This is a genomic window from Microbacterium sp. CFBP 8794 (genome assembly GCF_014841235.1).
In the GTDB taxonomy this organism is placed as follows: domain Bacteria; phylum Actinomycetota; class Actinomycetes; order Actinomycetales; family Microbacteriaceae; genus Microbacterium.
This window is the reverse complement of the sequence record NZ_JACYTT010000006.1, coordinates 22,367-46,374: the sequence shown is the minus strand read 5'-3', so window position 1 is coordinate 46,374 and position 24,008 is coordinate 22,367. Positions and strand designations below refer to the sequence as shown.

Genomic DNA, 24,008 nt, shown 5'->3' with positions numbered 1-24,008 from the left:
TGTGTGTCGTCCCTTCACCGTCGCCGGGGGCGACGCAAAAGTGGGCCGCCGAAGCGACTCGTGTGATCGTCGCCGGAGGCGACCGATGCCCTCCACCGGGCGGTGAAGGATCGAGCGGCGGGGCGGGCTGAGCCGCCCCGCCGCGAGAAGAGGACGGGGCGGGCGAGCCCGCCCCGTCGGTGATCGATCAGAGTCCGACGTCGGACGCCTTCAGGAAGCCCGAGTCGATGAGCTTCGTCTGCACGTCGTCCTTGACGACGACCTCGGGGGTCAGCAGGTACGAGGGGACGACCTTCTTGCCGTTGTCGTAGGTCTTCTCGTCGTTGACCTCGACGGTCTTGCCGTCCTTGATCTCCTGCACCATCGTGAACACGCGGTCGCCGAGGGCGCGGGTGTCCTTCCAGACCGTCATCGACTGCGCGCCGTCGAGGATCGCCTTGACGTTGGCCTTGTCGGCATCCTGACCCGTGATGATCGGGTAGTCGGCACCGGGGGTGTAGCCGGCCGACTTCAGCGACGCCTCGATACCGATGGCGAGGCTGTCGTTGGGCGAGAGCACCACGTTGACCTTCTTGCCGTCGCCGTAGAACGACGAGAGGCGGTTGTCCATCTCGGACTGCGCCTTGTCGGATGCCCAGCCCTGGATGCCGATCGACGCCCACGCGTCGTCGTTGGCGGGCGACTTGCCGCTGGGGACGACCAGCTGGCCCTTCTCGACGTACGGCTGCAGGACGTCCCACGCGCCGGCGAAGAAGAACTTGGCGTTGTTGTCATCGGGGCTGCCGGCGAAGGGCTCGAGGTTGAAGGGGCCCTTGCCGTCCTTCAGACCCAGCTGCTCTTCGATGTACTGGCCCTGCAGGGTGCCGACCTTGTAGTTGTCGAAGGTGGCGTAGTAGTCGACGTTCTCGCTGCCGTTGATCAGGCGGTCGTAGGCGATGACCGTGGCGTTCTGCGACTTGGCCTCCTGCAGCACCGGGCCGAGCGTCGAGCCGTCGATCGCGGCGATCACGAGGATCTTCGCGCCCCCCGAGATCTGGTTCTGGATCTGGCTGATCTGCTGGTCGGTCTTGTTGTCGGCGTACTGCAGGTCGACGGTGCACCCGGCGTCGGTGAGCTTCTTCTGCAGCTGCTCACCGTCGTTGATCCAGCGCTCGAGGCTGCGGGTCGGCATCGCGATGCCCACGTTGCACTCGGTCGAGCCACCGCCGGCGGCGTCGCCGCCTCCGTCGGCCGGACGGGTGGAGCTGCACGCTCCGAGGCCGACGGCGAGTGCGGCGATAGCCGCACCGGTCAGGATTTTCTTCAGCATGTGATCTGCGTTCCTCTCTGAACAGCAGGGACCTCGTGGTCCGCACCCGCGCCCTCCCCGGCGTCGGATCGGGTACGTCGTCGTCCCGGCACTCTGGTCCGTCGAATTATGACGGCTCCGAAAAATTATCCATCGAGGGGGGTTTTGTCTAGAGGCACGTCAAAATTCCCCGCGGCCGTGATCAGACCGTGACTCAGCGCTCGTCGCGGTCGGCGCCCGACCACAGATCGCCGCATTCGACGAACTCCGCCTCCTGAGCGATCAGGTAGGGCCGCGCCCCGACATCGCCCCGCACCGACGCCCCCACGGCCGCCCAGTGCGCTCGCCCGATGAGCACGGGATGCCCCGGCTCGCCGGTGTACGCCGCCTGGGCGAGGGCGTCGGGAGCCGCCCGCCGCACGAGGCGGGCGATCGCGGCCGGGACGACGTCGGGGGTGTCGACCGGCAGCACGACGACGGCGGATGCGGGTCCGGATGCCGCGGCCTCGAGGCCCGCGCGCAGCGACGTGGCCACCCCCGTCCGCCAGTCGGCGACGCGCACCACCGTCGCCTCGGCGGGCACCAGGAGGGCCGCCTCATCGGCGGCCGCGCCCACGACGACGAGGACGTCGCCGCACCCGCCCGCGCGCAGAGCCCGCACGGCGATCGCGATCCAGGGGACGCCGGCGCGGGTGCGGGCGAGGGCCTTGGGACCACCGAAACGACGCCCGGCGCCCGCGGCGAGGACGAGTCCGCACGGGGGCACGAGGGGGTCGGCGGGCATGGTCACGACAGCGTAGCGTGCGCGAAACACGCCCCGACTACCGTCGCGTCCATGCTCGAACTGGCCGCCGACCTGGTGCCCCTGCTCGACGCGGGAGTGCCCGTCGCGGCGGTCACCGTGACCGCCGTCGTGCGCAGCGCACCGCGCGGGGTGGGGGCCACTCTCGCCGTGACCCGCGACGCCCGCGTGATCGGATCGATCTCGGGAGGCTGCGTCGAGAGCGACGCCGTGATGCTCGGGCTCGATGCCCTGCGCACCGGCACCGTGCGCCGCGCGCGGTTCGGTTTCGGCGACGACGGCACGGTCACCCCCATCGCCGCGGGGCTCGCCTGCGGGGGTGCGGTCGACGTCGTGGCGTACCGGATCGACGCGGACGCCACGCGCGCCGCCCTCGACGACGCGCGCACCGGCCGCGCGGCGACCCTGCGCCTCGACCTCGACGGCGAGGCCCTCGTGCTACACCGCCCGGCACCGCCCCGGCTCATCGTGCTGGGCGCGGGTGAGCACGCCGCGGCGCTCTGCCGACTGGGGGCCGCCGCCGGATTCGCGGTGACCGTGTGCGACGACTGGGCCCTGCTGGTGACGCGCGAACGCTTCCCCGACGCGACCGAGCTGGTCGTCGCGGCCCCCCACGACTACCTCGCCACCCTCGACGAACCCGACGCGCGCACGGCGGTCTGCGTGCTGACGCACGACGAACGGCTCGACGTGCCCGCTCTTCGCGCGGCGCTGCGTCTGCCCGTGGGGTTCGTGGGCGCGATGGGGGCGCGGGCCACCGTCGCGCGCCGCGCGAAGCTCCTGCGCGCGGCGGGGGTCACGGATGCCGAGCTCGCCCGCCTGCACTCCCCCCTGGGCCTCGACCTGGGCGGCGTCACCCCCGAAGAGACGGCGCTCTCGGTGATCGCCGAGATCGTGGCATCCCGCAACGCCGCCGACGCCCGTCCGCTGCGCGACCGGCGCGGCCCCCGCCTGCACGGGATGGACCTCGACGCATCGTGCGCGGTGAGGAGCGCATGAGCGTGCTCGTCGTGCGCGGCGCGGTCGCCGTCGTCGACGGGACGGGGCGCGTGCACACCGGCGACGTCGTGAGCGTCGACGGCACGATCGTCGCCTCGGCCGATCTTTCGGGGGCGACCGTGATCGACGCCACCGGGTGCGTCGTGACCGCCGGGCTGGTCAACGCGCACCACCACCTCCTGCAGACGGCGTTCCGCACGCTGCCCGGCACCCGCGGCATCCCCATGCGCGACTGGTTGCCGGCGATGGCCGCGGCGTACTCCGCCGCCGGCGTCGACCCCGAGCTCACCGGGCTCGCCGCGCGGGCGGGGCTCGCCGAAGCCCTGCTGAGCGGGGTGACCACGGTCGCCGACCACCACCTGACCTGGCCGAGCGGCGCCGACACCGTCGGCATGGCGCGCGCGGCGGCCGCCGCGGCCCGCAACCTCGGCGCCCGACTCGTGTTCGTGCGTGGCGCCGCGCGCGACGATCCCGCCGAGGCGGCGGCCTCGGCCGACGCGATCGTGCGCGCCCTCGTTCCCGGGGCGCCCGGCGGCATCAGCGCCGACGGTGCGCTGCAGGTCGCCGTGGGCCCGGCCGGAGTGCACAGCGATCCCCGTGAGACGTTCGACGCGCTCGGCGAGGTCGCCCGCGTGCACGGTCTGCGCCGCCGCACGCAGGCGAACGAGGTCGTCGACGTCGCCATCGCCCTCGAACGCTACGGTGCCCGCCCGCTCGACCTGCTCGAGGAGTGGGGTTGGCTCGACGCCGACGTGACCCTCGCCCACCTGTGCGACGTGTCGGACGACGAGATCGCCCGGATCGCGGCATCCGGGGCCTCCGCCACCCACGCACCCGGCTGCGACGTGCCGATGGGGTGGGGCGTCGCCCCCGTACGACGACTGCTCGACGCCGGGATCTCCGTCGGGCTCGGCACGAGCGGTGGCGGGAGCAACGACGCGGGGCATCTGCTCGCCGACGCCCGACTGGCGATGCAGGTCTCGGCGCTCGTCGGGCCGCAGCTGCCCGCCGCAGACGTGCTCGCGATGGCCACGGCCGGCTCGGCCGACGGGCTCGGCCGCCCCGAGCTCGGGCGGCTCACCCCGGGATCCGCGGCCGACCTGTGCCTCTGGGACGTCTCGGGGGTCGCCGACGCCGGAGTCGCGGATGCCGTGGCGGGACTGCTGTGGGCCGCACCCGGCCGGCGTCCGCGCGACGTCGTCGTCGGTGGCCGTGTCGTCGTCGCCGGCGGCCGACTGGTCACCGCCGACGAGGACGAGGTCGTCGCCCGGCTGTTCGAGAGGGTGGGACGATGACGACCATGGCTCCCGCGATCCCCGCCGAGAAAACCCCCACCGGCGACGAACGGCTCGGCGCGCACCTGCGCGGACTGCGCAAAGCGCGCGGACTCACGCTGACGCAGCTGGCCGAGGCGGCGACGCTGTCGCATCCCTTCCTCAGCCAGCTCGAACGCGGTCTCGCGCGGCCCAGCATGGCGAGCCTCGAACGACTCGCGCGAGCGCTCGGCACCAGCCGGGTCGAACTCATCGCCGCCTCGGAGCCGCCCCGCCCCGACCACGACGCGCACCCCTCGTTCGTCGGCGCCGACGAGGGCGTGATCGGCCCCTACGCGGAAGGCACCGCGCGTCTGCTCGCGGAGGGCCCCCGACGCTTCGAACCCCTCGAGTTCACCGGCGCCAACCCCGACCCGGGAGACCACTACGTGCACGACGAGGACGAGTTCCTCACCGTGCTCGAAGGGTCGGTGGTGATCTCGTTCGGCGACTTCGGCGAGCGCACCCTGCGGGTCGGCGACTCGGTCTACTGCCGCTCGGGGACCCCGCACCGGTGGCACTCGCCGGGCGGGCTGCCGTATCGGTTGCTCATCGTGAAGGAACTCGTGCACGGCGGCGGTGTCGACGACACCGCAGAAGGAGAGTCATGACCGGAGGCGTCAGCTTCGAAGCCGTCGTCCGCGCCCGTCGCGATGCGGCGGAGGGCGTGGTCGTGCTCGACCTGGAGCGCACGGGTGGCACGCTGCCGCACTGGTCGCCCGGCGCGCACATCGACGTCGTGCTGCCCGACGGTGTCGAGCGGCAGTATTCGCTCTGCGGGTCGCCGACCGAGCGGGGCACGTGGCGCATCGGGGTGCTCCGCGAACGCGAGGGCTCGGTGTGGCTACACGAGAACGCGCACGTCGGTGCACCGCTTCGCGTGCGCGGTCCCGCCAACCACTTCTTGTTCGCCCCCACCGCCGGCCGCGCGTACGTGTTCGTCGCCGGGGGCATCGGCATCACGCCGATCGTGCCCATGATCGAGGCAGCAGAGACCGCCGGGGCGGCGTGGACGCTGCTGTACGCCGGCCGGTCGCGACGCACCATGGCCTTCGTCGACGAGTTGGTCGCGCAGTACGGCGACCGCGTCGAGGTGTACGCCGCCGACGAGGGACGCCGGCTCGACCTCGCGGAGTACTTCGGCGTCCCCGTCGCACGCACCGTCGTCTACTCGTGCGGACCCGCGCGCCTTCTGGAGTCCCTGGATGCCGCGATGGCGGGGTGGCCGCGCGGGAGCCTGCACGTCGAGCGGTTCGAGGCGAAGGTGCTCGGCCCGCCGGTGTGGGCCGAGCCGTTCGAGGTCGACCTGATGATGTCGGGCCTCACCGTGACCGTGCCCCCGGAGCGATCGATCCTCGACGTGGTGGAGGAGCACGGCACGGTCGTCCCCTCGAGCTGTCGGGTGGGCACGTGCGGCACCTGCGAGGTCGCCGTCGTCGACGGCGAGGTGGAGCATCGCGACTCCGTCCTCTCGCCGGAGGAACAGGATGCCAACCGGTCGATGATGGTGTGCGTGTCACGGGCGGCGTGCGGGCGGATCACGCTGGAGCTGTAGGAGCAGGACGGGCATTCGCCGCGGCCGACGGGGCTGCGCGCAAGGTTTGTCACGAGGGTCACGCCCAGGAAATACAGCGGAAACGCGCGGTTCCTAGCATCGGAACATCGCCGGATGTTGGTCACACCAACACTGGCCGGCCACTCCCGGTGGCCCGCCCCGATGCCGTGGCCCCTGTCTCGAAGTCTGTCTGCCCGACTCCCCGGAGGACCCCGTGTCTGCCGTTCCACCCGTCTCGATCGCCGCGCTGCGCGGCGTGCGCCTGACCTCGGGCGCCGTCGTCGACATCGCGCTCGACGGCGACGAGGTGCTCGCGGTCGTGCCGGCCGGAAGCCCCCTCCCCGACACCGACGGCGAGACGCTCGACCTCACCGGGTACCTCGTCACCGCGGCGGGCGCCGAGCCGCACGCCCACCTCGACAAGTCGCAGTCGTGGGACGCCATCCAGCCCCCGTTCGGCGACCTCGTGCGCGCCATCGAGAGCTGGCAGGCCTTCGCCGTCACCCTCGACGAAGACGAGACGCTCGGTCGGGCCCGGTCGACGGCACTGCGGATGCTGGCATCCGGGATCACGTCGATCCGCACCCACGTCGATCTGCTGCACGGCTCCGACCCCCTCATCGGCGTGCGGGCCCTGGTGCGCCTGCGCGACGAGCTCGAGGGCCTGATGGACATCGAGCTCGTCGCCCTCGGCGGCCCCACCGTGCCCGACGCGGTGTTCGACGCCGCGCTCGACGCGGGCGTCGACCTCGTCGGCGGAGCGCCCCACCTCGCCGACGACCCCCTCGCCGACCTCGAGCGCCTCATCGCCCTCGCGCGCCGCCGCGACGTGGGCCTCGACCTGCACACCGACGAGAGCCTCGCCGGAGCCGACACCCTCGCCGCGTACGCCCGCGCCGTCACCGGGTGGCACCGCCCCCGCACGGCCGGTCACTGCGTCCGCCTGAGCATGATGCCCGCCGCCGACCTCGCTCTGCTCGCCGACGAGATCCGCGCCGCCGACATCGGCGTGATCGCCCTGCCCATCACCAACCTGTACCTGCAGGGATGGGATGCCGCGCACGCGGTGCCCCGCGGGATCGCGCCCCTCGGCCGCCTCCGCGCCGCCGGCGTGCGCGTCGCGGCCGGTGCCGACAACGTGCGCGACCCCTTCAACCCCGTGGGCCGCTGCGACCACCTCGAGACCGCCTCGCTGCTCGTCTCGGCCGGTCACCTGGCACCCGAGGCGGCGATGGATGCCGTCACGACCGGTGCCCGCGACGTGATGGGCCTGCCCGTCGCCGGTCCCGTGCCGGGCGCCCGCGCCGACCTCGTCGCCGTGCGCGCCGACTCGCTCGGCGACGCCGTCGCCTTCGCGTCGGCCGACCGCGTCGTCCTGCACCGCGGCCGACTCGTCAGCCGCACCACCGTCTCGACCGAGACCGCGGCATCCGTCGCCCTGCCCGTCCGAACCCGCTCCGCCGCACCCGCGACGGCGTCGTAACCCGCCCCCAACGGAAAGTGAGCGCCCCCGTGACCTTGGCCTCTCCCGCCCCGGCATCCGTCGCGGATCCCACCGCGCCGATCCTGGACTTTCGCAACGTCGCCCTGACATTCCCCAACGGCACGACCGCCCTCTCCGGCGTCGACCTCACCGTCCATCCCGGTGAGTTCGTCAGCGTCGTCGGCCCCTCGGGCTGCGGCAAGTCGACTCTGCTGCGCATCGCCTCGGGCCTCGAAACGGCCAGCGAAGGCACCGCGACCGTCAACACCGACCGCATCGGCTACGTCTTCCAGGACGCGACCCTGCTGCCCTGGCGGGACGTGCAGTCGAACGTCGAACTGCTCGCCGAGCTGAACTGGCAGCCCAAGCGCGTGCGCGTGCCGAAGGCCAAGTGGGCCATCGACCTCGTCGGCCTGAACGGCTTCGAGAAGCACCTGCCGAAGCAGATGTCGGGGGGTATGAAGATGCGCACATCGCTCGCGCGCTCCCTGACCCTCGACCCCGAACTGTTCCTGTTCGACGAGCCGTTCGGCGCACTCGACGAGATCACCCGCGAACGCCTGAACGACGAGCTCATCAAGATCTTCGTCGCGCAGAAGTTCGGCGGTCTCTTCATCACCCACTCGGTCTCCGAGGCCATCTACCTCTCCACCAAGGTCGTCGTGATGTCGGGGCGACCCGGACACCTCGTCGACACCTTCGAGATCCCCTTCGACATGCCGCGCGACCCCGAGATCCGCTACACCGCGGAGTACGCGAAGCTCGTCGGCGAGGTCTCCCACGCCCTTCGGGAAGGACACTCATGAGCACCACTTCTGCAGAGCCGGTCGCCGTCGAGTCGCCCGAGCCCACGGCATCCACTCCCCCACCCACGCCCCCGCGTCCGCGCGCGACCGGCGCCCGTCGCGGGTTCGGGGCTCGCATCGCCGTCATCGCGCCGCCGTTCGCGGTGCTGGTGGTGCTGCTCGGCGTCTGGTACGCCATCTCGATCGGGCTCAGCGCCTCGGGCAAGGGCTTCCTCATGCCCATGCCCCACGAGATGTTCACCCTCGGCTTCTTCGACCCGCAGGTGGGCGCCGACATCTGGATCGCGCTCTTCCGAACGACCGGCGTCGCCCTCACCGGACTGATCGTCGCCATGGTCCTCGGCATCGGCTGGGCGATCGCGATGTCGCTCGCCCGCTGGGTCGAGCGCTCCACCTACGCGTACGCCGTGATGCTGCAGTGCATCCCGATCCTCGCGCTCGTGCCGCTGGTCGGATTCTGGTTCGGCTACGAATTCCTCGCCCGCGTCATCGTCTGCGTGCTGATCGCCCTGTTCCCCATGGTCTCGAACACGCTGTTCGGCCTGCAGTCGGTCGACAAGTCCCAGCGCGAGCTGTTCCGCCTGCAGAAGGCCAACAAGTGGACGGTGCTCACCAAGCTCACCCTCCCGGCCGCGCTCCCCTCGATGTTCGTCGGAATGCGCACCTCGGCCGGCCTGTCAGTCGTCGGCGCGATCGTCGGCGACTACTTCTTCCGACGCGGCGAGCCCGGTATCGGCTCGCTCATCGCCAACTACCAGTCGCGTCTGCAGAGCGCCGAGCTGTTCGCCGCCATCCTCGCCGCGTGCCTGCTCGGAGTCGCACTCTTCGTCTTCTTCGGCTGGCTCTCGAAGGCGGCCGTCGGCCGCTGGTACGACAGCACGCTCTGACCGACTCCCCGCATTCCGGATGCCACGGCTCCCCACTCCGCAACGGGTGGGGAGCGGCATCCGGCGTACCCGAAAACCCGCACTCGAACACCCGCACCCGAACACCCGCACCCGAGAGCTCCACCCGTCACAGAAAGCGAACCAGCATGCAGCGCTCCACCCTTCTTCGCGGCACCGCCGTCACCGGCGCCTTCGCGATCGCCCTCACCCTCACCTCCTGCGCCGGTAGCGCCGGGGAGCAGGCCGCCCCCGCCACCGACATGCCCATCGGCGCCGTCGACCTCTCGGCCGACTGCCCCGCGACCGTCGTCGTGCAGACCGACTGGAACCCCGAAGCCGAGCACGGTCACCTCTACGAGATGATCAAGGACGACTACACGATCGACGCCAACACCAAGGCCGTCACCGGCCCGCTGATGTCGGACGGCGAGTACACCGGCGTCAACCTCGAGATCCGCGCCGGCGGTCCCGCGATCGGCTTCCAGACGGTCTCGGCCCAGATGTACCAGGACGACAAGATCACCCTCGGCTACATCAGCACCGACGAGGCGATCCAGCTGTCGGCCACCACGCCCACCAAGGCCGTCTTCGCTCCCCTCGACATCAGCCCCACCATGGTCATGTGGGACCCCGCCACCTACCCGGACGTCAAGACGATCGACGACGTCAAGGGCGCGCTGTCGTCGAACGGCGGCGTGTGGCGCTACTTCGACGGCTCGGCCTACATCGAGTACCTCAAGAGCGCCGGCCTGGCCGACGCCTCGATCCTCGACGGCTCGTACGACGGGACGCCCTCGAACTTCGTCGCCGCCGGCGGCAAGGACATGCAGCAGGGCTTCGCCTCGGCCGAGCCGTACGTCTACCAGAACGAGGTCTCGGCCTGGGGCAAGCCGGTCGACTTCGCCCTGATCCACGACGCCGGATGGCAGACGTACCAGTCGTCGGTGTCGGTGAAGTCCGACAAGTTCGACGAGCTGTCCCCGTGCCTGTCGAAGCTCGTCCCCGTGCTGCAGAAGGCCGGCGTCGAGTACTACAAGGACCCCTCGGCGGCGAACGACCTCGTGCTGAAGCTCGTCGACGAGTACGCCACCGGCTGGACCTACACGCAGGGCGTCGCCGACTACTCCGTCAAGACCCAGGTCGACCTGGGCCTGGTGGGCAACGGCCCCGACTCCACCTACGGCAACTTCGACGACACCCGCTTCGCGGACTTCTACACCAAGGCCAGCAAGGTCTACTCCGACCTCGGCACCCCGCCCGCCTCGGGCGAGACCGCGGAGGACCTGTACACGAACGAGTTTATCGACACCTCGATCTCGTTCTGACCGCCCCGGCCCGGTCCGCTTCGCGCGGGCCGGGCCGTTCGGTCGGGTCGCCCCGGTCCCCGAGCTCGGCAACGGGACCCCGACCACTTCCTCCCCCACACCCCCGGCATCCCTTCCGCCCGTTCCACCCGGAGACACACCCATGAGCGACACCGCCACCCGCGTCCTCTCCCTCGAGGACGAGCTGCTCGACCTGCTCGGTCCCGCCGCCGTCAGCACCGAACCGCGCGTGCGCGAGCGCGCGAGCATCGACGGCTCGCCGATGTCGCCGATCATCGCCGCCAAGCTCCCCCTCGGCCTCGCCGACCTGGTCGTCTTCGCCGCCGACGCGGAGCAGATCGCCACCGCCGTCGCCGCGGCCTCGCGCCACGGCGTTCCCGTGACCGTGCGCGGCAAGGGCACCGGCAACTACGGCCAGGGCATTCCGATGCAGGGCGGCCTGGTCATCGACACCACCCGCGCCAAGGCCATCGTCGAGGTCGGCGACGGCTACATCACGGCCGAGGCCGGCACCCCGATGGTGCTGCTCGAACAGGCCGCGTGGGCCGCGGGCCAAGCCCTGTGGATGTACCCCTCGACGGCGCAGTCCACCATCGGAGGATTCCTCTCGGGCGGCTCCGGCGGCACCGGCTCGATCGCGCACGGCTCGAACGACCGCGGTTTCGTGGCCGCCCTCGACGTCGTGCACGCCGACGGCAGCGCCGAGATCCACCACTTCGAGGGCGACGAGGCTCAGAAGTACGTGCACAACTACGGCACCGCCGGCGTCATCGTGCGTGCGACCGTGCGCCTCGAACCGCTGCGCGAGTGGCGAGGGCTCTGGGCGAGCTTCCCCGACTACGCCGGCACGCTGTCGGTGCTGCAGACGATCGGCAACCTCGACCCCTCACCGCGCCTGGTGTCGGGCGACGGACCCGAGATCTCGGCATCCCTCCCCGCCGACGAGGCCATCCCCGAGGGCCGGTCGAGCCTGCGCGCGATCATCGACGCCTCGCTCATCGAGACCGTCACCGCGATCATCGAGGGCGCCGGCGGCCGGGTCGAAGCCGTGCGCGAGGGACCGCAGGCCAGCATCCGCCTGTCGATGCTGAGCTACAACCACCCCATCGAGTGGTACCAGAAGAGCCAGCCGCACGAGGTGTTCCACCTCGAGGTCGCGGGCGCTCCCCTGGCCGACGACGTCGACGCCGTCGAGGCCGTGTTCCCGGGCGGGAAGCTGCACATCGAGTCGACCAAGGAGTACCCCATCGGCATGCTCGCCGCTCCCTACGTCAGCGAGGACGACGTGTACCGCGGCATCGCCGACCTCAACGCGATCGGGGTGGGCGTGCACAACCCGCACCAGTGGAACGTCGACTTCAACGTCGAGCAGACCGCCGCCACCGCCCGCCTCACCGACCCGAACGGCCTGCTGAACCCCGGCAAGCTCGACCCCGCCTACGGCGGACCCCGAAAGGGAGCGATCATCTCATGACCCGCCTTCTCGCCGAGCTCAGCGGCCCCGCCGCTGCGGCCGCCCTCACCGAGGACTCGATCCTCGTGCTGCCCACCGGCGCCATCGAGCACCACGGTCCGCACCTTCCGCTCGCGACCGATGCCATCGTCGCCGAGGCCTCGGCCACGGCGGCCGTCGCTCGGGCCGCCGCCCAGGGCCTCGACGTCTGGCAGCTGCCGACCCTGTCGATCACGAAGTCCGACGAGCACTCGTGGGCGCCGGGCACGCTCTGGCTGACGCCTGAGACGATGATGCAGACGGTCGTCGACATCGGCCGCTCGATCCTCACCACCCGCGCCCGCACGCTCGTCTTCCTCAACGGGCACGGTGGCAACGTCGCCCTGCTGAACGTCGCGAACCGCGAGCTGCGTCGCCGCTTCGGCCTGCGCACCTTCTTCATGCCCGCCGCCCGCGTGCCCTCGTTCGACGGCACCGACGGCACCCCCGACGAGCACGGCACCGGCATCCACGCCGGCTACGGCGAGACGAGCATGATCATGCACCTGCGCCCCGAGCTGGTCGACCCGGCCGAATTCCACGCCACCGTGCCCGCGCACATCGGCGAGTTCCGCCACATCGGCTTCAACTCCAAGCCGGTGACCTTCGGCTGGCTGTCGAACGACTTCGGTCCCACCGGCGTGCTGGGCGACCCGACCGGCGCGAACGCCGAGGCCGGCGCGCGGATGTTCGAGGAGAGCGTGTCGTTCGTCGTCGAGGCGCTCGAGGAGATCAGCCGCTTCGACTACACCGCGTGATGCGGGCGAGGCGCGCACGACTCCTGCACGACGGGCGGATGCGGTCGCTTTGCCCGGGCGGGCGACCGGCCCGCAGGAGTCGTGCGCGGCCCGAGGGACGCGCATGAGCGTCGCCGCCGAAACCGGCCAGGGCGTCCGGGCCTACGGCCAGGTGCTGCGCCTGCCCGGGGCGCGGACGTTCGTCGCCGCCGGGATCCTCGCGCGCTTCCCCCGGGCGACACTGTCGCTCGGCATCATCCTCCTCGTCTCGGCCGCGACCGGCAGCTTCGCCTCGGCCGGGCTCGTCGTGGCACCGCTCGTGGTCGGCATGGCGATCGCGGCCCCGCTGTGGTCGTCGCGCATGGATCGGCACGGGCAGTCGCGCGTGATCCTGGTGTCGCTCGGATGCCTCGTGCTCGCGGCATCCGCATTCCTCGCCCTCGTGCTGACGGGGTCACCGTTCTGGACGTGGCTGATCGCGGCGTTCGTGACGGGGGCGGCGACCCCGGATCTCACCTCGGCCGTGCGGGCACGGTGGACGGTGCTGGCCCCGCCGTCGCAGCGGACGGCCGCGTTGGCCCTCGAGACCATCGCCGACCAGATGGTGTTCATCGCCGGTCCCCCCGCCATCACGGCGGTGGCCGCGGCTCTCGATCCGGCCGTCGCGGTGCTGGGGTCGCTCGGACTCGGGCTGATCGGCGGCGTGTGGCTCGCGTCGCAGCGCGGCACGCAACCCGCGTCGACTCCGCGGACGGAGCGGCGCGGTGTGGTGCTGCCGCCCGCCGGGGTGATTCCCATCGCTCTGGCCTGTGTCGCCCTCGGCGGCGTGTTCGGCGCGTTCGACGTGGGCCTGGTCGGCTGGGCCGAGGTGGGTGGGCACCCGTGGCTGGCCGGACCGGCGTTCAGCGCCCTGGCCGTCGCGATCGCGATCGGCTCGGTCGTCACGGGCGCGCGCACGTGGCGTCTCTCGCCCGCCGCGCGCTACATCGGCTTCGCGGCTCTGGCGGCCCTGGTCGCCGTCGGCCTGCCGTTCGCGCAGGGCTCCGTGCCGGTGCTGTTCGGGGTCATCCTGCTGCTCGGGCTGGCGGTGTCGCCGGTGATGGTGTCGGGGATCCTCGTCGCCTCGGCCCGCGCCCCCGAAGGACGCGTCACCGAAACCCTCGCCTACCCGACCGCCGCGATGTCGCTCGGTGTGCCGATCGGCGGTGTGATCGCCGGAGCTGCCCTGGATGCCACGGGCCCGGCCGTAGCCCTCGTCACGATCGCGGTGTCGCTGGCGCTGGCCGCGGGGATTGCCGCGGTGGGCGAGGCGGTGCTGCGGGTGGGGCGGTCTGACCCGACGCCCTGACGCGCGACTCCCACCCCCGTTGAGTGTCCATGACACGCCGCCCCCGACCGCTCGCGAGCGGCGTGTTCTGGACGCTCAACGGGTGAGTGCCGCGCCGAGGTGACGGAGAACCGAGACGTGGCCGTCGTCGGGACGCAGGTCGAGCCTCGCGTGCGGGAGAGCGACCGCCAGCATCCGCGCGTGGGCGGGAGGGATCACGCGGTCGCGTTCGCCCTGGACGAGGAGGACGGATGCCGTGACCTCCGCGAGCTCGAAACCCCAGTGCCGGGTGAAAGCGAGGTCGTCGTCGATCAGACCGTCGGGTCCGAACTCCTCGGCCGCTCCGGCGTCGGCTCCGAGTGAGGCCCACTCATCCTCGAGCGCCGCGAAGTCGGCATCCACGAACTGCGCCGGATCGAACTGATCGGTCTCGGCGAAGCGGCGCCGGGCGGCCTCGCCCTTCAGCGCGGCGCGCAGGCCGCCGGGCGCCTGCATTGCGGCGAACCAGTCGTCGTCGCCGGTGAACGGCGCGGGCGAGGCGAACGTGATCACCGCGCGGACACGGTCGGGCATCGCCGCGGCGCACGCGAGGGCGTGCGGTCCGCCACCCGAGGCTCCGACCGAGACGACGGATGCCACGCCCAACTCGTCGAGCACCGGCCGGGTGCCCGCAGCGACGTCGGCGACCGTGCGTCCGGGCATCCGCGGCGAACCTGCGTAGGCGGGACGGGCGATCGAGACGACCGCGAGACCCCGGGTGTCGGCCGCGCGCTGCACCGGGGGGAGGATCGCCCCCGTCTGCGGCGAACCGTGATGCCAGAGCAGCACGTCGCGTCCGGCGATGTCGGCGTGGGACGTGTGGACGTCGAGCCCCGCGATGGTCCTCTGCATGCGCCTACGCTGGCACGCCCGCCTCGCGAGCGCGAGGGTGCGACCGCCGCCTGCCGAAGCAGTGCGCCGAAACCCGGACGATGACGGGGCGGCCGTACGGCGTGTTGTGGACGCTCAGCGTGTTCATGCGCGCCCGCAGCGCCTCGAAAGACGTTGAATGTCCAGGACACGCCGCCCCCGGCGGGCGGGGCGCGGCGTGTCTTGGACACTCAACAGGGGGATTTTGGGGGGCGGGGGACGGGGGACAGGGACGGGGGATGCCGCGCCGTGGGGCTACAGGATGACGCCGTACTCGTCGGCCAGCGCGGGCAGCTCCTCGTGCAGCACGCGGGATGCCTCGGCGGCGAGCGGGTTGGTCGAGACGCCGCGGTCGTTGACGAGCTTTCCGCCGACGTAGACCTGCTGCAGGTTGCGCAGCCCGCAGGCGAGCACGTAGCTGCGCACGGGGTTCCAGAGCGGTCCGATGTCGGGGGTACGCGGGTCGACCACGACGAAGTCGGCGAACTTGCCCACCTCGAGGCTGCCGACGCGGTCGTCGACGCCCATGATCTCGGCTCCCCCGAGGGTGTGCAGGCGCAGCACGCGCTCGGGCATCATCGACAACGGGTCGTGGGTGCGGGCGCGCTGCATGAACATCCCCATGCGCATGTTCTGCCAGGGGTCGGCGACGTCGGTGCAGGCCTGGTCGTCGAGACCCATGCCGACCTTCATGCCGAGATCGAGCATCTCGGGCACGTGCGCGATGCCCGACGCCAGACGCCCGTTAGATGCCGGCTGCCACGACATGCTCGCGCCGCCGGCCGCGGCATCCTGGATGATCTCGGGCGTGGTCTGGATGAAGTGGCCGAACATCATGCCCGGGCGAAGAGCACCGGCGTTCTTGTACAGCTGGAACTTGGTCTGCTGGTGCTCGATCGCCTCGTAGGTCTCGAGGAAGTGCGCCTGGTTGGTGACGCCGAAGCGGTCCATGACCGCGACCTCGATCTCGGCGGCGTCGGGCCGCGTCGACCACTGCACCTGGCCCATGATCGAGGCGCCGAGGGCGAGGTCGGGGTCCATCGCGAGCACGTGGTCGAGCGACGCCTCGAAGCGCGCGAAGATCTCGTCGTCGGTGCCGACGGTGGCATCCAACGCGATCGAGTCGACGAAGCGGAGGCCGGCGTCGTGGCATCCATCGGCCTGTCGCGTGTGCCAGGACTGGTCGCGGAGCAGTCCGCCGCCGTCGCTGCGCTTGCCCTCGACCATCGGCTCCCACGGCAGGAGCGGGTCGGTGAAGTTGTACGCCGTGGTGACGCCGTTGGCGAGGAAGTCGAGCGAGCCGTGCAGCGTCGCCCAGTAGATCTGGTCGGGTGAGGCGTTGTTCAGCACGCTGAACATCGAGGTGCACCAGCCGTAGAGCGTCTGGTCGACGCCGAGTCCGCGCGAGCCGCTCGTGAAGAGGTGGCTGTGCGACGAGACGAACCCGGGAGCGACGAACTTGCCGTCGACGTCGAGGATCTCGTCGGCGGTGACGCCCGGATCGGGGTCGCCGGCGCCGATCGCCGCGATGCGGCCGTCGGTGACGAGCAGGAAGCCCCGCTCGATGTAACCGGGGTCGTCGGTGCCCGCGGGAACCGTGATGAGCCGTGCGTTGATTACCAGAAGCGACATGTTGATGACGGTAACAATGGCGTGTTTCCGCGGTGTTCCGAGCGGGTAGCGGGTTGTGTGCGCGCGGCGTGGAGCCGCGCGGCCCCGTTGAGTGTCCAGGACACGCCGTGTGGGGGCGGGCTCGTGCGGCGTGTTGTGGACACTCAACGCCGGGAAGGGCGGCGGGGGGCGAGAGGGACGCGCGTCAGGCGGAGGCGCGGCGCACGGCGGGGGCGATGGCGGCGAGCACCTCGTCGCGCGCGGGCGTCGACGGGAACACCAGAAAGAGGTGCGGCACCCCCTCGCGGCGGAGGAACTCGACGGGGACTCCGGATGCCGAGAGCTCGCCCGCGTACTCCTCCGCCTCGTCGGACAGCGGGTCGACGCCCGCCGCGACGATCACCGCCGGCGCGGAGCCGGTGAGGTCGGGGGCGCGCAGCGGCGCGGCCTCGACCGGGACCGCGGACATGGTCGTCGCGGCGACTGCCCCGGGCACCGCTGCCGCCGGGCCGGGCTGCGGCGTCGGGGCCGCGGCCGTGGCCGGGGCCGCGGCATCCTGCACATACAGCCCCCAGTACCACTGCATGCCGCGCGAGGTCAGCGGCAGGTTCTCGGTGTGCGCGCGATAGCTCGGGCGGTCGGGATCGGGCGCGTCGAGCACGGGGCACAGCAGCACCTGGCACCGGATGCCGGGAGCCCGGCCCTCACGCGAACGCAGCGCCAGAGCCGCGGCGAGGTTGCCCCCGGCGCTGTGCCCGGCGACGCCGAGAAGATCGGGGTCGACCAGACCGCCCGCGCCCTCGGCGGCGAAGCGCAGGGCGCGGTCGAGGTCGTCGAGACCGGCCGGGAAAGGGTGCTCGGGCGCCAGTCGGTAGTCCACGCTCAGCACCTGGGTGCCGGTCGCCGCGGCGAGTGCGCGGCAGAGGGCGTCGTTGTTGTCGAGGTTGCCGGCGACCCAGCCGCCGCCGTGAGCGAAGACGAGCGTGCCCCGGTGTCCGGTGCGGGGTCGGTAGAGGCGGAGCGCGAGGCCGTCGGCATCCGTGTCGATCGACTCGACGACGTCGTCGTCGGGCAGGCGTACCCACGACGGGTTGGCACGCAACTCGGCGATGCGCGCGGCGTCGTCGCCGTCGGCATCGGTCGCTCCCGAGGGGATCGTGCCCGCGCTCGCGGCGAGGCGGGCCAGGTGTGCGCGCACGTCGGGGTCGGTGATGGCCGGGTGCACGGTGTCGGTCACGGGGTCTCCAGGCAGGTCGAGTGTCCAGGACACGCCGCGCCGGTGCGGCGGGATGCGGCGTGTCCTGGACACTCACGAGAGGGGATGCGGGCGAGAGCGAGAGTACGGGGCGCGATCGCGCGGCGAGGGCGGGTTCGCCAGAGCGTTACGGGGCCGAAACACCGACGTCGCGCGCCACGCGCACGATGGCGACATGACCGTGCCCGAAGAGCGCGCCGCCTCGATCCTCGCCGCGCAGCGCTACGTCGTGATCGGCACGGCCGATGCCGACGGGCCGTGGACCGCCGCCGCGCAGTACCGTCTGCTCGCGCGCGGCATGTACGTGGAGTCCGGCCGCGCCTCGCGGCACGCCCGCGCGATCTCGGCGTCGGGGGTGGCATCCGGGGTCGTGTACGACTCGTCGGCCGCGATCGCCGACGCCGACGGTGTTCAGCTGTCGTTCCGAGCGAGCGAGGTGGATGCCGACGCCTCGGCGATCAGCGCCGTGCTGGCCGAGCGGTTGCCGAGGGATGCCGGAACCGACGAGGACGCCGCCGCGGTGCTGGCGGTACCCGACAAGCGCCTGTACGTGCTCGAGGTGGAGCGCGTGTTCGTGTTCGACCGCGATGCGTGGCGCACGCGCGGAACCGACGCGCGGCTGGAGGTCGACGCGGCCGCGGTCTGGGCACGACTCACGTGAGATGACGCCCGCCGACGCGGGTGGGCGAGAGCGTTACGCCGCCGAAACAGCCCCGACGTCACGGCGTGCGACGCTCCGCGTACGGTGACGCCCGAGGGCGACCCGAACCTCGCCAGAAGGAGTGCCATGTCCTACCGCGTCATCGTCACCGGGGGCTCCGGCGGCATCGGTGCCGCCATCGTCGCCCGGTTCGCCGCCGACGGCGCCGCGGTCGTCGTGCTCGATCGGCGCGCCCCGGCCGAGGGCGCGGCATCCGGCTTCTTCGCCGTCGACCTGCGGGACCCGCTCGACACCCGGCGTGCGGTGGGCGAAGCGGTCGCGGCCCTCGGCGGCGTCGACGTGCTGGTCAACTGCGCGGGAGTCTTCCAGCACGCGTCGCTGCTCGACATCACCGTCGACGACTGGGACCGCGTGCTCGACATCAACGCGCGCGCGACCCTCGTGACCATGCAGGCGGTCGCGCCGACGATGCTCGAGGCACGCAGCGGCGCGATCGTGAACATCGCCAGCATGGCGGCCAAGCAGGGCGGTGGCGGCGAGGGGCACTACGCGGCGTCGAAGGCCGCGGTCGTGGCCCTCACCCGTGCCGGAGCGCAGGAATGGGGATGCCACGGCGTCACCGTCAACGCCGTATGCCCCGGATACGTGCTCACCGACATGGGCGCCGACACCCGCTCCGAGGCCGACGTCGCCGCGTGGAGCGCGAAGTCTCCGTTGGGACGACTCGGCATTCCGGAGGACGTCGCGGGAGTGACGCACTTCCTCGCGTCGCCGTCCGGCAGCTACCTGACGGGACAGGCCATCAACGTCACCGGCGGAATGGTCATGCACTGAGCCGCGCGGGTACGCCGATGAGGCGGGCGTGGAAAAAGGGCCTTTCGGCTCCGAATAACCCGCCTCGGACTGTTCGCAGATAATTTCCTCGGACCAAAACTGTTTTGTGCCACTATGTCGTCAGTCGTCCGATAAAGACCCGCCGACGGTATAGATGCCGAGGCGCGGACGTTGAACAGCCCTCTCTGAAAGGCGCGATCATCGTCAGTTCTGGAATCCGCGGCACGTTTTTCGATTTCATCGACGACCCGTGGAAGCACGTGGGCAGAGAAGAGGAATCGGCGCGATTCCTCCGTGACGGCCTGCTCGTGGTCGACGACGGCCTGATCGTCGCCTTCGGACCCTTCGACGACATCTCGCCCCAGTACCCCGGTCTCGACATCACCGAGATCAGCGGGCGCATCATCACGCCCGGTTTCATCGACGGCCACGTGCACGTTCCGCAGACGCGGGCCCTCGGCGCTTTCGGGCAGCAGCTCCTGCCGTGGCTCCTCGACACTGTCTTCCCCGAGGAGGCTCGCTACAGCGACCGCGAGTACGCGCGCGCCGGATCGGATCGCTTCCTCGACAACATGCTCGCGGGCGGGACGACGACGGTGCAGGCCTTCACGACGACCTCCACCGTCGCGGTCGAGGAGTTCTTCGAGGCCGCCGCCCGGCGCGACATGCTGGTGATCAGCGGCGTCACCGGTATCGACCAGTTCGCACCGGAGGGCTCGACGAGCACGCCCGAGGAGTTCTACGACGACAGCAAGGCGATGATCGCCAAGTACCACGGCGTGGGCCGTAACCGCTATGCGATCACCCCGCGGTTCGCCCTCGGCGCGAGCAAGGACCTGCTGAAGGCGTGCCAGCGGCTCAAGCAGGAGCACCCCGATCTCTGGGTGAACACCCACATCTCGGAGAACCCGTTGGAGATCTCCAACCTTCTTCTGGCGCACCCGGACTGCACGGATTATCTCGGCGTCTACGAGAAATACGATCTGGTCGGCCCGAAATTCTCGGGAGGGCACGCGGTCTGGCTTTCCGACAACGAATTCGGGCGTCTTTCCGACAGCGGCGGCGCGGTGGTTTTCTGCCCGTGCTCGAACCTTTTCCTCGGCAGCGGCATCTTCCGCCTGGCGAAAGCGACCGACCCCGACAAGCGCGTCAAGATGTCGTTCGGCACCGACATGGGTGGCGGAAACCGGTTCAGCATGATCCAGGTGCTCGACGAGGCCTACAAGGTCGGGATGCTGGGCAACACGTTGCTCGACGGCACGACGAACCGCATCACCCAGGATCTGGCCGCGGCCGAGCGCAGCAAGCTCTCGCCCTACCGCGCGTTCTGGTCGGTCACCCTCGGCGGCGCCGAGGGTCTGTACATCGACGACCAGGTCGGCAACTTCGAGGTCGGGAAGTCCGCGGACTTCGTGGCGCTCGACTGGAACGCCGGTCCGTCCGCGATGCCGTGGCACCAGTCTCTGTTCTTCGGCGACGAGGGCCCGACCACGATGGAACAGGCCGCGCACGCACTGTTCGCGGTGATGATGGTCGGCGACGACCGCAACGTCGACGAGACCTGGGTCTCCGGCATCCGCCGCTACAAGAAGAGCTAGGGGTGGAGCGCCTCGCCGTCACCGACGGCCGACCGGTCGCCGGGGAGGTGTCGGGCGCCGACGACACCGCCGTCACTCTCGTGACCCACCGGAAGGTCGCGGCGCACGACGTCGACGCCTTCGAGGGATGGGTCGAGCAGTCGGGTCGGTCCCTCACGGGCACGCCCGGGTACCTCGGCAGCACCGTGATCACGCCGACCGACGCGCGAGGCGACTGGACGCTCGTGCAGCGCTTCACCGATGCCGCCTCGGCGCGCGCCTGGCTCGACGGCCCCGCTCGGCGTTCGCTCTACGCCCAGATCGCCGACGTACAGGTGCTCGACGAAGAAGTGACGCTGTTCCGGGAGGACCCGACGCACGGCGACGAGGTCTCGGTGCTCATCTCGTCCACCGTTCCCGCGGCGCTCGAGCAGGACTACCTGGCGTGGCAGAAACGCATCTCCGACACCGAGGCGCAGTTCCGGGGCTTTCGAGGGCACCGCATCCAGCGCCCCGTGCCGGGCGTCCAGGACGAGTGGGTCGTCATCCTCACGTTCGACTCGGCCGAGAATCTCGCGGTCTGGATCGACTCGCCCGAGCGGAAACGTCTGCTGCGCGAGGGCGAGCGGTTCAACGCCGACCTCGCTGTCGCCACGTCGAGCTTCGGCTTCGACTTCTGGACGCCCAAGGGCGAGACCGCGCGCGAATCGGTGATGAAGAACAACCTCCTCGTGCTGGCGGCGCTGTATCCGATCGTGTTCGGGTGGGGCTACTTCGTCAGCACCCCGCTCTTCGACGGACCCCACGCCATCCCGTTCTGGCTGTCGCTGTTCGTCGGCAACTTCGTCAGCACGCAACTTCTCGGCTGGTTCGTGATGCCCCGGGTGTTCAAGATGTTCGCCTGGTGGCTGAAGCCGAAGCCGGGCTGGCGCGCGCAACTCCTCGGGTTCGGCATCCTGATCGTCGTCTACGGCGCATCGATGGCGCTCTACGCCTGGTTGCTGTCGCTCGCGGCGTAGTCCCACCCCCGCGCCGACCCCGCGCCTCTCCCGCGTCTCCCCCCTGTTGAGTGTCCGGAACACGCCGCATCGCTGCGCGTCGGCGCGGCGTGTCCTGGACTCTCGACGAGAGGTGTCGCCGGGGCAATGCGCTCGGCACGGCGACGCGGCCGCGCCGGCACGCTCGACAGCGAAGTGCCCGCGGACCGCACGTCGGCGCCGCGCCCCCGCCCCCAGGCGTTGAGTGTCCGGAACACGCCGCATCGCTGCGCGTCGGCGCGGCGTGTCCTGGACACTCAACAGAGAGGTGTCGCCCGGGAGCGGGGCGACGAAGCGCGCTCGGCGGCGAGGTGTCGCCCGCGGCGCGGCGCGGCCGCGACGTGCCGCCGCGCGAACGAACGCGTCAGCACAGCCGCCGGGACACCTCGGCCATCGCCTCGGCGAACGACTCCTCGGCACCCTCGCGACCGCCCGAGAGGTTGACCCCGACGACGCCGGGGAGCGCCAGCATCTCCTCGGCGAGCGCCACGGCCAGGGCGATGCCCTCGGCCCGCGGGTCGTGGGCGTCTCGCACCCGCGAGAGGAAGTCCTCGGGCAGCACGAGCGTGGTGAACGACTCCAGCAGCGCGGCGGACGCGTGATCGACCACCATCGGCACGCACGGGATGTACATCGCCTCCGCGGCGACCTCGTCGATGAACCGGCGCACGGGCGCCGCGCCACCGGCGTGGTTCACGAAGCACACGTCAGCACCCGCCCGGAGCTTCTCGCGCAGTCGGGCGGCCCGGCGCTCGACGGGCGGCGCGGCCGGAGACGCGGCGACCGACACCACGTGCCCGGCGGCACGCGCGAGGGCCGTCGCCTCGGTCGAGTCGAGGTCGAACACGGGCGCGGCATCGGGTCGATGCCCGGTCTCGGTGTGGTCGCCGGTGACGCAGTGCACCCCGGCCACCCCTTCGACGGCCAGCGCCGCCAGCTCCCCCTCGATCGCGACGCGGTTGCGGTCGCGCATGTTCAGCCCGGTCCAGACGCGCAGTCCCCGGCGCTGCACCAGCGACGCGCGGTACGCGGGTGGGAACTGCACCCGGGCGCTCCCCGCGTCGCCGGCGAGGACGGCATCCACTTCTCCGGCGAGGACGGCGGCGCACGCGTCGATGGATGCCACGCTCACAGCGCGCGCGGGAAGATCGGCCACGACCCACGGCCGCGTGCCGAGAGCGTCCAGCGTCGCGAGGGCTCCGGCGGTGCGCGGGGCGGGAGCCGGCAACGTCGATCGGTCGATGCCGGTCCAGGGGACGGTCGGGCGGTGCAGGAACGCGCAGCGGTGATCCGCGTCGATCTCGCACGAACCGTCGAAGCCGACACCGCCGCACGGGCCGTACTCCATGCGCTTGGGACACGCGTCGATGAGGGGCAGCGAGGTCATGGCGGGGAGTGTACGGAGCGCGTGTTTCCACGAATGTTCATGGCGGCAACATCGCCGAAATGCGCGATGCCTACGCTCGGCGATACCCGCAGCCTCCCGGAGGACCCATGATCACGGCCGGCACCACGTTCGGTTTCGACGTCGACGACACCGACGCGCTCGTCGAGGATCCGCTCGCGTTGATGGTGCAGTGGCTTCCTCCCCACGACAGCGAGCTGCGTCCGCTCGCCGCCCTCTCGACCCTCGGCGTCGACGGCCTCCCGTCGCTGCGGCACGTGCTCATCAGCGACCGGGATGCCGCGGGGCTGACGTTCCACACCGACGCCGCCAGCGCGAAGGTCGCCGAGATCGGCGCGAACCCCGTCGCGGCGATGGCAGTCGCGTGGCCCGAGCTCGGTCGGCAGCTCGTCGTGCGCGGGATCGTCGAGCGCGTGACGCCCGCCGAGGCCGCCACCGTGTACGCCCAGCGCTCGCGGTACCTGCAGCTGCTGGCCTGGGTGAACACGCGCGAGAACGCCCACCTCCCCGCGGACGCCCGCCGGCACCTCTGGGCCGAGTTCGACGAGGCGCACCCCCAGCTCGAGCCGCCCGCACGCTGGGTGGGATTCCGCCTGCGTCCCCTCACCCTCACGTTCTGGCGCGGCGATCCCCTCGGCCAGAGCGTCCGGCAGCATTACACGCTCGACGACGGCCGTTGGTCGGGCCGGATCCTGGCGGGCTGAC

22 protein-coding genes are annotated in these 24,008 nt (G+C 71.5%); 16 read left to right on the top strand and 6 right to left on the bottom strand.

Features of this window, described 5'->3' with window-relative positions:
* Positions 1–187: 187 nt before the first annotated feature.
* Positions 188–1,309, bottom strand: coding sequence for a multiple monosaccharide ABC transporter substrate-binding protein (chvE, locus tag IFU19_RS15385; protein WP_055831994.1), 1,122 nt, complete (start codon positions 1,307–1,309; stop codon positions 188–190).
* Positions 1,310–1,502: 193 nt separating this feature from the next.
* Positions 1,503–2,072 carry a nucleotidyltransferase family protein gene (locus tag IFU19_RS15380; protein ID WP_191916196.1) on the bottom strand — a complete coding sequence of 190 codons (570 nt, stop codon included), beginning with the start codon at positions 2,070–2,072 and terminating at the stop codon, positions 1,503–1,505.
* 51 nt (positions 2,073–2,123) lie between these two features.
* Between IFU19_RS15380 and IFU19_RS15375 the strand changes: the two genes are divergently transcribed.
* The 11 genes from IFU19_RS15375 to IFU19_RS15325 all read left to right on the top strand — a co-directional run bounded on the left by IFU19_RS15375 (position 2,124) and on the right by IFU19_RS15325 (position 14,035).
* Entirely contained in the window at positions 2,124–3,089 is a 966-nt protein-coding gene (locus tag IFU19_RS15375) for an XdhC family protein (protein WP_191916197.1), read from the top strand.
* Entirely contained in the window at positions 3,086–4,384 is a 1,299-nt protein-coding gene (locus IFU19_RS15370) for an amidohydrolase family protein (protein ID WP_191916198.1), read from the top strand. Before IFU19_RS15375 ends, IFU19_RS15370 begins: the two co-directional genes overlap by 4 nt.
* Positions 4,381–5,013: an XRE family transcriptional regulator gene (locus tag IFU19_RS15365; protein ID WP_055935486.1), complete on the top strand. Its 633-nt coding sequence runs from the start codon at positions 4,381–4,383 to the stop codon at positions 5,011–5,013. Before IFU19_RS15370 ends, IFU19_RS15365 begins: the two co-directional genes overlap by 4 nt.
* Positions 5,010–5,957, top strand: coding sequence for a PDR/VanB family oxidoreductase (locus IFU19_RS15360; RefSeq protein ID WP_191916199.1), 948 nt, complete (start codon positions 5,010–5,012; stop codon positions 5,955–5,957). Before IFU19_RS15365 ends, IFU19_RS15360 begins: the two co-directional genes overlap by 4 nt.
* 214 nt (positions 5,958–6,171) lie before the next feature.
* Positions 6,172–7,440, top strand: coding sequence for an amidohydrolase family protein (locus IFU19_RS15355; RefSeq protein ID WP_055832001.1), 1,269 nt, complete (start codon positions 6,172–6,174; stop codon positions 7,438–7,440).
* A 29-nt stretch (positions 7,441–7,469) separates the two neighbouring features.
* Positions 7,470–8,246 (top strand): ABC transporter ATP-binding protein, encoded by a 777-nt coding sequence (locus IFU19_RS15350; protein ID WP_055832004.1) that lies wholly within the window; start codon positions 7,470–7,472, stop codon positions 8,244–8,246.
* Positions 8,243–9,133, top strand: a complete 891-nt coding sequence (locus IFU19_RS15345; RefSeq protein ID WP_192212130.1) for an ABC transporter permease — start codon at positions 8,243–8,245, stop codon at positions 9,131–9,133. The genes IFU19_RS15350 and IFU19_RS15345 overlap by 4 nt, the downstream gene beginning before the upstream one ends.
* A 146-nt stretch (positions 9,134–9,279) precedes the next feature.
* Positions 9,280–10,458 (top strand): ABC transporter substrate-binding protein, encoded by a 1,179-nt coding sequence (locus IFU19_RS15340; protein ID WP_191916200.1) that lies wholly within the window; start codon positions 9,280–9,282, stop codon positions 10,456–10,458.
* Positions 10,459–10,600: 142 nt separating this feature from the next.
* A complete protein-coding gene (locus tag IFU19_RS15335) occupies positions 10,601–11,932 on the top strand; it encodes an FAD-binding oxidoreductase (protein WP_191916201.1) in 1,332 nt (443 codons plus the stop codon).
* Positions 11,929–12,708, top strand: coding sequence for a creatininase family protein (locus IFU19_RS15330; RefSeq protein ID WP_055935478.1), 780 nt, complete (start codon positions 11,929–11,931; stop codon positions 12,706–12,708). The genes IFU19_RS15335 and IFU19_RS15330 overlap by 4 nt, the downstream gene beginning before the upstream one ends.
* Positions 12,709–12,811: 103 nt before the next feature.
* Complete coding sequence (locus tag IFU19_RS15325) at positions 12,812–14,035, top strand: MFS transporter (RefSeq protein ID WP_191916202.1); 1,224 nt, start codon at positions 12,812–12,814, stop codon at positions 14,033–14,035.
* 75 nt (positions 14,036–14,110) lie between these two features.
* On the opposite strand, the gene IFU19_RS15320 is transcribed toward IFU19_RS15325, so the two are convergent.
* The 3 genes from IFU19_RS15320 to IFU19_RS15310 all read right to left on the bottom strand — a co-directional run bounded on the left by IFU19_RS15320 (position 14,111) and on the right by IFU19_RS15310 (position 17,771).
* The gene (locus IFU19_RS15320) at positions 14,111–14,905 is read right to left on the bottom strand and encodes an alpha/beta fold hydrolase (protein ID WP_191916203.1); all 795 of its coding nucleotides are present in this window, start codon (positions 14,903–14,905) and stop codon (positions 14,111–14,113) included.
* Between the two features lie 273 nt (positions 14,906–15,178).
* A complete protein-coding gene (locus IFU19_RS15315; protein WP_191916204.1) occupies positions 15,179–16,555 on the bottom strand; it encodes an amidohydrolase family protein in 1,377 nt (458 codons plus the stop codon).
* Positions 16,556–16,739: 184 nt separating this feature from the next.
* On the bottom strand, positions 16,740–17,771 hold the full coding sequence (locus IFU19_RS15310; protein WP_191916205.1) for an alpha/beta hydrolase fold domain-containing protein: 1,032 nt from the start codon (positions 17,769–17,771) through the stop codon (positions 16,740–16,742).
* Between the two features lie 193 nt (positions 17,772–17,964).
* On the opposite strand from IFU19_RS15310, the gene IFU19_RS15305 reads away from it, so the two are divergent.
* The 4 genes from IFU19_RS15305 to IFU19_RS15290 all read left to right on the top strand — a co-directional run bounded on the left by IFU19_RS15305 (position 17,965) and on the right by IFU19_RS15290 (position 21,880).
* Positions 17,965–18,450, top strand: a complete 486-nt coding sequence (locus IFU19_RS15305) for a pyridoxamine 5'-phosphate oxidase family protein (protein WP_191916206.1) — start codon at positions 17,965–17,967, stop codon at positions 18,448–18,450.
* Between the two features lie 126 nt (positions 18,451–18,576).
* A complete protein-coding gene (locus tag IFU19_RS15300; protein ID WP_055935465.1) occupies positions 18,577–19,284 on the top strand; it encodes an SDR family NAD(P)-dependent oxidoreductase in 708 nt (235 codons plus the stop codon).
* A 104-nt stretch (positions 19,285–19,388) separates the two neighbouring features.
* Positions 19,389–20,882, top strand: a complete 1,494-nt coding sequence (gene guaD / locus IFU19_RS15295) for a guanine deaminase (RefSeq protein ID WP_197978634.1) — start codon at positions 19,389–19,391, stop codon at positions 20,880–20,882.
* Positions 20,883–20,884: 2 nt separating this feature from the next.
* Positions 20,885–21,880, top strand: a complete 996-nt coding sequence (locus tag IFU19_RS15290) for an antibiotic biosynthesis monooxygenase (protein WP_055935463.1) — start codon at positions 20,885–20,887, stop codon at positions 21,878–21,880.
* Positions 21,881–22,262: 382 nt separating this feature from the next.
* Here the strand turns inward: IFU19_RS15290 and IFU19_RS15285 are convergent, their stop codons facing one another.
* Positions 22,263–23,285, bottom strand: coding sequence for a methylenetetrahydrofolate reductase C-terminal domain-containing protein (locus IFU19_RS15285; protein WP_192212129.1), 1,023 nt, complete (start codon positions 23,283–23,285; stop codon positions 22,263–22,265).
* 107 nt (positions 23,286–23,392) lie between these two features.
* Here IFU19_RS15285 and IFU19_RS15280 point away from each other — a divergent pair, with 107 nt between their 5' ends.
* Positions 23,393–24,007: a pyridoxine/pyridoxamine 5'-phosphate oxidase gene (locus IFU19_RS15280; RefSeq protein ID WP_192212128.1), complete on the top strand. Its 615-nt coding sequence runs from the start codon at positions 23,393–23,395 to the stop codon at positions 24,005–24,007.
* The last annotated feature ends 1 nt before the right edge of the window (position 24,008 follow it).

Excerpts from the sequence above, each read along its gene's own strand:
- chvE (WP_055831994.1), bottom strand. The coding sequence starts at position 1,309 with ATGCTGAAGAAAATCCTGACCGGTGCGGCTATCGCCGCACTCGCCGTC.
- IFU19_RS15380 (WP_191916196.1), bottom strand. The coding sequence starts at position 2,072 with ATGCCCGCCGACCCCCTCGTGCCCCCGTGCGGACTCGTCCTCGCCGCG.
- IFU19_RS15375 (WP_191916197.1), top strand. The coding sequence starts at position 2,124 with ATGCTCGAACTGGCCGCCGACCTGGTGCCCCTGCTCGACGCGGGAGTG.
- IFU19_RS15370 (WP_191916198.1), top strand. The coding sequence starts at position 3,086 with ATGAGCGTGCTCGTCGTGCGCGGCGCGGTCGCCGTCGTCGACGGGACG.
- IFU19_RS15365 (WP_055935486.1), top strand. The coding sequence starts at position 4,381 with ATGACGACCATGGCTCCCGCGATCCCCGCCGAGAAAACCCCCACCGGC.
- IFU19_RS15360 (WP_191916199.1), top strand. The coding sequence starts at position 5,010 with ATGACCGGAGGCGTCAGCTTCGAAGCCGTCGTCCGCGCCCGTCGCGAT.
- IFU19_RS15345 (WP_192212130.1), top strand. The coding sequence starts at position 8,243 with ATGAGCACCACTTCTGCAGAGCCGGTCGCCGTCGAGTCGCCCGAGCCC.
- IFU19_RS15340 (WP_191916200.1), top strand. The coding sequence starts at position 9,280 with ATGCAGCGCTCCACCCTTCTTCGCGGCACCGCCGTCACCGGCGCCTTC.
- IFU19_RS15335 (WP_191916201.1), top strand. The coding sequence starts at position 10,601 with ATGAGCGACACCGCCACCCGCGTCCTCTCCCTCGAGGACGAGCTGCTC.
- IFU19_RS15330 (WP_055935478.1), top strand. The coding sequence starts at position 11,929 with ATGACCCGCCTTCTCGCCGAGCTCAGCGGCCCCGCCGCTGCGGCCGCC.
- IFU19_RS15325 (WP_191916202.1), top strand. The coding sequence starts at position 12,812 with ATGAGCGTCGCCGCCGAAACCGGCCAGGGCGTCCGGGCCTACGGCCAG.
- IFU19_RS15320 (WP_191916203.1), bottom strand. The coding sequence starts at position 14,905 with ATGCAGAGGACCATCGCGGGGCTCGACGTCCACACGTCCCACGCCGAC.
- IFU19_RS15315 (WP_191916204.1), bottom strand. The coding sequence starts at position 16,555 with ATGTCGCTTCTGGTAATCAACGCACGGCTCATCACGGTTCCCGCGGGC.
- IFU19_RS15305 (WP_191916206.1), top strand. The coding sequence starts at position 17,965 with ATGACCGTGCCCGAAGAGCGCGCCGCCTCGATCCTCGCCGCGCAGCGC.
- IFU19_RS15300 (WP_055935465.1), top strand. The coding sequence starts at position 18,577 with ATGTCCTACCGCGTCATCGTCACCGGGGGCTCCGGCGGCATCGGTGCC.
- IFU19_RS15285 (WP_192212129.1), bottom strand. The coding sequence starts at position 23,285 with ATGACCTCGCTGCCCCTCATCGACGCGTGTCCCAAGCGCATGGAGTAC.
- IFU19_RS15280 (WP_192212128.1), top strand. The coding sequence starts at position 23,393 with ATGATCACGGCCGGCACCACGTTCGGTTTCGACGTCGACGACACCGAC.